Source organism: Siminovitchia jepli (assembly GCF_047228825.1).
Lineage (GTDB): Bacteria > Bacillota > Bacilli > Bacillales > Bacillaceae_C > Siminovitchia.
The window spans coordinates 52,171-58,751 of sequence record NZ_JBFEGN010000013.1; the positions used below are offsets into that span (position 1 = coordinate 52,171).

The following is a 6,581-nucleotide window of genomic DNA, read 5'->3' on the forward strand; positions in this document are numbered from 1 at the left end:
GTTCATAAGAAAAATACGGACGAATATATATGTTGATAACACAAGTACCGATTGTAACGAAATGGGGTGCCATATGTTTATTTATGTGGTAAAAATAGGAGATTCCTTATTCTCAATCGCCGCGAAGTTCCGGATCACCATAGAGAGCCTGCGGATTACAAACGGATTGAGAACGGACCAGCTGGTTCCCGGACAAGATTTGTTGATTCCCTCCAATTTGTATATTGTCCAGCCCGGGGACAGTCTCTATTCGATTGCCCGGCTGGCATTCATCCCGGCGGAAACGATCCGTCTCTTTAACGGTCTTCAATCTGATGCATTAACGGTCGGCATGGAGCTATACTTGCCTCCTCGGGAAAAATATTCTGAAGAAGGGCTCAGTTATTTGACGCCTTCCACCCCCGAGAGGAACCGGATAAACGTACAAACCTTTGCACCGGTCCTTTCCAACTTTGGCATCTTTGAGTATCACATTTTACCGGATGGGAGTTTAAGCACCTTAAACGATGAGCAGCTTATCTCGCTTGTTTGGGAAAACCAGTCCCGACCCATCGTCGTCATCACCAATTTGACAGAAACAGGATTCAGCCCCGAGCTGACGAAAAGAGTGTTAAATGATCCTCAATTAAGAGAGCGGGTTATCAACAATATTTACAATTTGGTCAAAAGAAAAAATTATGCTGGTGTCAATATTGATTTTGAAAGGATCCTTGAAAGTGAAAGGGATTTGTACACAGGCTTTTTGGCAGCACTCCGGGACCGTTTAAAGCCGGAGGGATACGAGCTCTCCGTTGCCGTCCCCCCAAAAACATCCGACGATATTCCCTGGCTCCGGGGCTTTGACTACGGAGGCATCGGCGCCGCGGTTGATTTTGTTTTCATCATGGCCTATGACTTTCACGAAGCGGGCAGTCTTCCGGGCCCGGTTGCACCCATTACAGAAGTAAAAAGAACGCTGGATTATGCACTGACCAAAATGGGAAGGGATAAAATTGTGCTTGGGGTTCCGCGGTACGGCTATAACTGGACGATGTCCAACGGGGATGTCATAAGTGCAAGGGCTTTTTCCGTATCCGATGCAGTTGCAACTTTAATTACTCTATTATTTCTAATAGAGAGGGCAAAGGGCTTTTTCCGTATCCGATGCAGTTGCAACCGCGATGAGATACCAGGTCCCGATCCAATACTCCGCCGAATTCGAGCAGCCGCACTACACTTATTGGGATGAATCAGGCAGGAGGCATGTCGTTTGGTTTGAAGACGTTAGGGCGCGGGCCGCCAAGTTTCAGCTGGCAGTCCAATACCGGATTAGAGGCATTGGCGCGTGGCAGCTCGGACTTCACTTCCCCCAATCCGGTTACCTCGTACGGGAGTTTTTTAAGAAAAAACGCTAACGCAATTCTTTCTTAGGAAGTCAGAGCAGAATCAGATTCGTCTAAATTTATACTTTTAACTTTAAAAAAGACGATAGGCCAATGCAGCGGAGCATGCACCGTTATTTTTTTAACTGCAGGGAGCCTTCAACCAGGAATTTACGCATTTTTTTCGTTTCTTCTTAAACATTTCGAATCAAGCCGGTTCCCCTTCCTTCAATTTTCGTTATTGTCATGAATCTAATTTCAATGGTTTTCCATTCCACATGAGCGAATCCACCCCTTCCGAAAAATGAGCAATTGGCCCCTCTTTGGAAATATTAATATTCCAAGGGGAAAAAAGCGTATGTTGATCAATTTGAATGTCCGCTTTTTTCAAAGGCCATGGAGGGTGATGTATGTCGCCATGATAAATATCCTTGCCGTTTCGGGTTGTATAGAAGCAGTATTTTTCGGTAAGCCAATGATCCAATGTCCCCCTGTCAGGAAAGTAAACATCATTCGATGGGATGCAGCTTCCTTTAAATGCTACCGGGTTTCCGGCTTTGCGGACACTTTGATATTGGATAACACCGCCACAATCCTGAACTGATATCTTTGCCGGATGGTACGGCAAGCGATACCATCTTTTTGCTATATTCAGGGAAGCCCAGTCGTCTACATCCAGAGACATAAAAAATACGCCGGGTTTCCCTTTGTATGTGACATATGTACGTACATTCACCTCCGAAAAAGACGGAACAACGGAGAAAGGCAGCCCCCGAAAATAAATTCCCTTCATCGTAAACGCCACGATCCCCAGCCAGGCACATCCTTTAAATGTGTCAATCTCCAAAGCGGGTGGAATATGCGGTCTTAATAACCCGGGCTGGATTGGCCAATGGAGAAACAATACGTTGCGCCAAGTTTGCCGCATAATCCATCTGTTCACGGGCAATGGCCAAGGCCTGTGTTCCACGATTTTATATATGTCCATTGTTTTGTTTTGCTGTATTTTAGAGTTCGCTGCTGCAGCTCTGTCTTTTTTGTACACATCCATTGGTTCGTTTCCCTTCCCGTCATGATTTGCCTTTAATTTGCTCTTATTATCAGACTTCTATGCCAAACTTTCCTCTCAAAAAAAATAAGAAAAACCGGGCGGTTTGGTGGTGACCCCCAAAGTTAGAGTGAAAACCAAACTTTTGGGGTGCAGTACCTTTTTGCCGGGTTTTTCTTATTTATTGCATGTGTATTTTTGTCCATTGACTGGCAGTGGATTGTGAAACAAACATTCAGACCGGGAAAATGATTTTTACCACGACAGGATTTTCAGCTTAATTCGATCATTATGAATCAGTCATGACACGATTTCCAACGGATTTCGACGTCTTGAACCAGGCTTAACGTTTTTTCCACCGCAGTTCGGGCGTACGCTGCTTATCCGATTTGTTGGAAGGATCACGGTCTACAACCACCATCCTCCAAGCTCTAAGGAGGCGGGTAGCCAGCTCTTTCCCCATGGCTTCCTACCCCATTACAAGATTTTATTATGTATAAAAAGACCTCCCTTGTTCTACTTGGGAGGTCCATTTGTTAGACCATCACTTTGCAAATATTATTCGTAAATTCAACCGGATCTTCGATTGGCAGTCCTTCGATCAGGAGTGCCTGGTTATATAAAAGGTTTGTATATAAGGAAGCTTTTTCACGGTCCTGCTCAAAGGCCGATTTTAATGATTGGAATACATCGTGATCTACATTGATCTCCAGGATCTTGTCTGCTTTCACTTGTTCGTTGTTCGGCATGGCATTCAGGATCTTTTCCATTTCGATGGACACTTCACCGTCAGCCGTCAAGCAGACCGGGTGGGATTTCAAACGTTTTGAAATTTTAACGTCCTTCACTTTTCCGGAAAGCACTTCTTTCATATAATCAATCAGCTCTTTGTTCTCTTTTTCTTCCGATTCCGTCTGCTTTTTATCCTGATCTTCTTCTAGGCCCAAATCACCGCTGGATACGTTTTTAAACTCTTTTTCTTTATAGCTCATGAGCATTTTGATCGCAAATTCATCGACATCTTCGGTAAAGTACAGAATTTCATACCCTTTATCTGCGACAAGCTCGGTTTGCGGCAGCTTGGCAATTCTTTCTTTCGATTCACCCGTCGCATAATAAATATATTTCTGGTCTTCCGGCATTCTGGATACATACTCATCCAGCGTAACAAGTTTCTTTTCCTTGGACGAATAGAACAATAGCAGGTCCTGCAAGACTTCTTTATCCTGTCCGAAATTGTTATATACGCCGAATTTAAGCTGTCTGCCGAACGCCTCATAAAACTTCTCATATTTTTCCCGATCGTCCTTCAGCAAGCTTTCCAGTTCCCGCTTCATTTTATTCTTAATATTTTTTGCAATAAATTTTAATTGCCTGTCTTGCTGTAAAATTTCCCTCGAGATGTTGAGCGACAGGTCTTCGGAATCAACCATTCCTTTTACAAAGCTGAAATAGTCCGGAAGCAAGTCCCCGCATTTTTCCATAATCAGGACACCATTCGAATACAGCTCCAGCCCTTTTTCGAATTCCTTCGTATAGTAATCGAAAGGAATGTTCTCGGGGATGTATAAAATGGCATTATATCTGACCGTTCCATCGACTTTAATATGAATATGCTTAAGCGGCTTGTCAAAACCGTAATGTTTTTCATGATAAAAATTCTCGTAATCCTCAGGGGTGAGCTCGCTTTTGTTTTTTCTCCAAATCGGAACCATGCTGTTGATCGTTTGTTCTTCTATGTAGTCTTCGTACTCATCCTCGCTGCCTTCCTTCAGCCTGCGTTCGGTCACGTCCATTTTGATCGGATAGCGGATAAAATCCGAGTGCTTTTTAATAATCGCCCTTAAACGATACTCTTCGAGGTACTCGTCATACTGTTCATCCTCGGTATTCTCTTTGATTTTTAAAATTACCTCCGTTCCGACGGACTCTTTTTCCGCCGGCTCAATCGTATACCCATCTGCCCCGGACGACTCCCACTTGTACGCCTGGTCGCTTCCCAACGCTTTCGTGATCACCGTCACATGATCAGCCACCATAAACGCCGAATAAAACCCGACACCAAACTGGCCGATAATATCATGCCCGTCTTTCACCTCATTTTCATGTTTAAACGCCAGCGAACCACTCTTCGCAATCGTCCCCAAATTCGACTCCAGCTCTTCCTGCGTCATGCCAATCCCGGTATCTGCAATCGTTAGCGTCCGCTGATCTTTGTTCGGCGTAATTTTGATAAAATAACGGTCCTTATCAAACGTCAACGAATCATCCGTCAGCGCTTTATAATAAATCTTATCAATCGCATCACTCGCATTGGAAATCAGCTCCCGCAAAAAAATCTCCTTGTTGGAATAAACCGAATGAATCATCATCTCCAACAACCGCTTCGACTCCGCCTTAAACGCCTGCTTCACCATTATGCATCTGCCCCTTTCCTCGTACTGATGACATTTTAGCACTCTCACAGCAAAAGTGCTAATCCACTATTGAAATAACATAGAGGGAGGGGAGTTGTCAATGGGGGAGGGGATTTATTCCAGGATCCACGCTTTAATTTTCGAGGTACGTGTGGTCTCTAAAAGCTTCAGAACTTTTCAATTCACAGACTCATGGGAGTGCGACTGGCGGTGGGGAAACCGACATCCGTGCATATCTTTGTTTCAATCCACGCACTCACGAAGAGTGCGACCATAACATCAAGCGACAGGGGATTGTTTAGTTTATTTCAATCCACGCACTCACGAAGAGTGCGACAAATGATAATCGAACGCTGAACGGTTTAAAGCATTTCAATCCACGCACTCACGAAGAGTGCGACGTACCGAACAGGCCTGACGATTTGTATAGTAGTGATTTCAATCCACGCACTCACGAAGAGTGCGACTATCTCGTATCCTACGTAAATAAGAGGTACAAATATTTCAATCCACGCACTCACGAAGAGTGCGACAGTTTGGTTTCCCGGCTAAACACAAAAGATTTTCAATTTCAATCCACGCACTCACGAAGAGTGCGACGCATTTGACGTGGAAACTGTATGAGTTTCAGCGGATTTCAATCCACGCACTCACGAAGAGTGCGACAGATCTACATCAAACGTAATTTCGTAATGCTGCTATTTCAATCCACGCACTCACGAAGAGTGCGACTGCGAGTACTTTCTTATACGTATCCTTTTCGGCATTTCAATCCACGCACTCACGAAGAGTGCGACAAAAGATGTTTTTGTTTACAATTTGTTAACAGGTATTTCAATCCACGCACTCACGAAGAGTGCGACCAATCCGTGAAATCAGTCATTAAAAGTTTAGTAGATTTCAATCCACGCACTCACGAAGAGTGCGACGCGCCGGCACCAATGTTTTCGTTGGCTGTTTCGTATTTCAATCCACGCACTCACGAAGAGTGCGACAGCTTCAAGAAGCAAAAAAACGTGGCCGCAAACTATTTCAATCCACGCACTCACGAAGAGTGCGACATTATAACTCTCTCATCAGCTACAGTGCTGTCATATTTCAATCCACGCACTCACGAAGAGTGCGACTTTCGTATGGTTGGAATGGTGCTCAAACAACGTGATTTCAATCCACGCACTCACGAAGAGTGCGACCATTCTTTGCGTGACATATCCGTTGTAACCGTTAATTTCAATCCACGCACTCACGAAGAGTGCGACAGAGACCGAAAATGAAGATGGTCAAAGTGCTTATATTTCAATCCACGCACTCACGAAGAGTGCGACCCGAAAGACTTCCGTATGACCCATTGACCAACTTTATTTCAATCCACGCACTCACGAAGAGTGCGACTAAAAGATCATATTCAATGGCAATGACCCTTGTTTATTTCAATCCACGCACTCACGAAGAGTGCGACGAAATGCTTGAGCTCCTCGTAAAATCAGCAAAAATTTCAATCCACGCACTCACGAAGAGTGCGACTATACGCTACTTTTAGTTACTGTCAATACATTTTTATTTCAATCCACGCACTCACGAAGAGTGCGACTGAAATGCTGCCTATTTAGGGTCTACTGAATAACAAAAAAATGTTGTTTTAACAAGGTTTTTTACCTTTTTTGTCGAAGTTATATGCAAGGGTATTTGTCCGTAAACCAATAAAAACCTTGCACTTGGAGGGGTAACCTTGTACGAACATAATGCCGATCAAAT

Annotated in this window: 3 protein-coding genes and 1 CRISPR repeat array; of the genes, 1 reads left to right on the forward strand and 2 read right to left on the reverse strand. The window is 44.1% G+C overall.

Annotation, left to right across the window (positions count from 1 at the left end):
• Positions 1-73 precede the first annotated feature (73 nt).
• A complete protein-coding gene (locus AB1L08_RS07655) occupies positions 74-1,228 on the forward strand; it encodes a glycosyl hydrolase family 18 protein (protein WP_413064077.1) in 1,155 nt (384 codons plus the stop codon).
• A 377-nt stretch (positions 1,229-1,605) separates the two neighbouring features.
• Here AB1L08_RS07655 and AB1L08_RS07660 read toward each other — a convergent pair whose 3' ends face one another.
• A complete protein-coding gene (locus AB1L08_RS07660) occupies positions 1,606-2,412 on the reverse strand; it encodes a YqjF family protein (RefSeq protein WP_413064078.1) in 807 nt (268 codons plus the stop codon).
• 533 nt (positions 2,413-2,945) lie between these two features.
• Positions 2,946-4,826: a molecular chaperone HtpG gene (gene htpG, locus AB1L08_RS07665; protein WP_413064079.1), complete on the reverse strand. Its 1,881-nt coding sequence runs from the start codon at positions 4,824-4,826 to the stop codon at positions 2,946-2,948.
• Positions 4,827-5,066: 240 nt separating this feature from the next.
• Positions 5,067-6,417: direct repeats of the CRISPR family, unit length 32 nt; unit sequence ATTTCAATCCACGCACTCACGAAGAGTGCGAC.
• Positions 6,418-6,581: the final 164 nt, after the last annotated feature.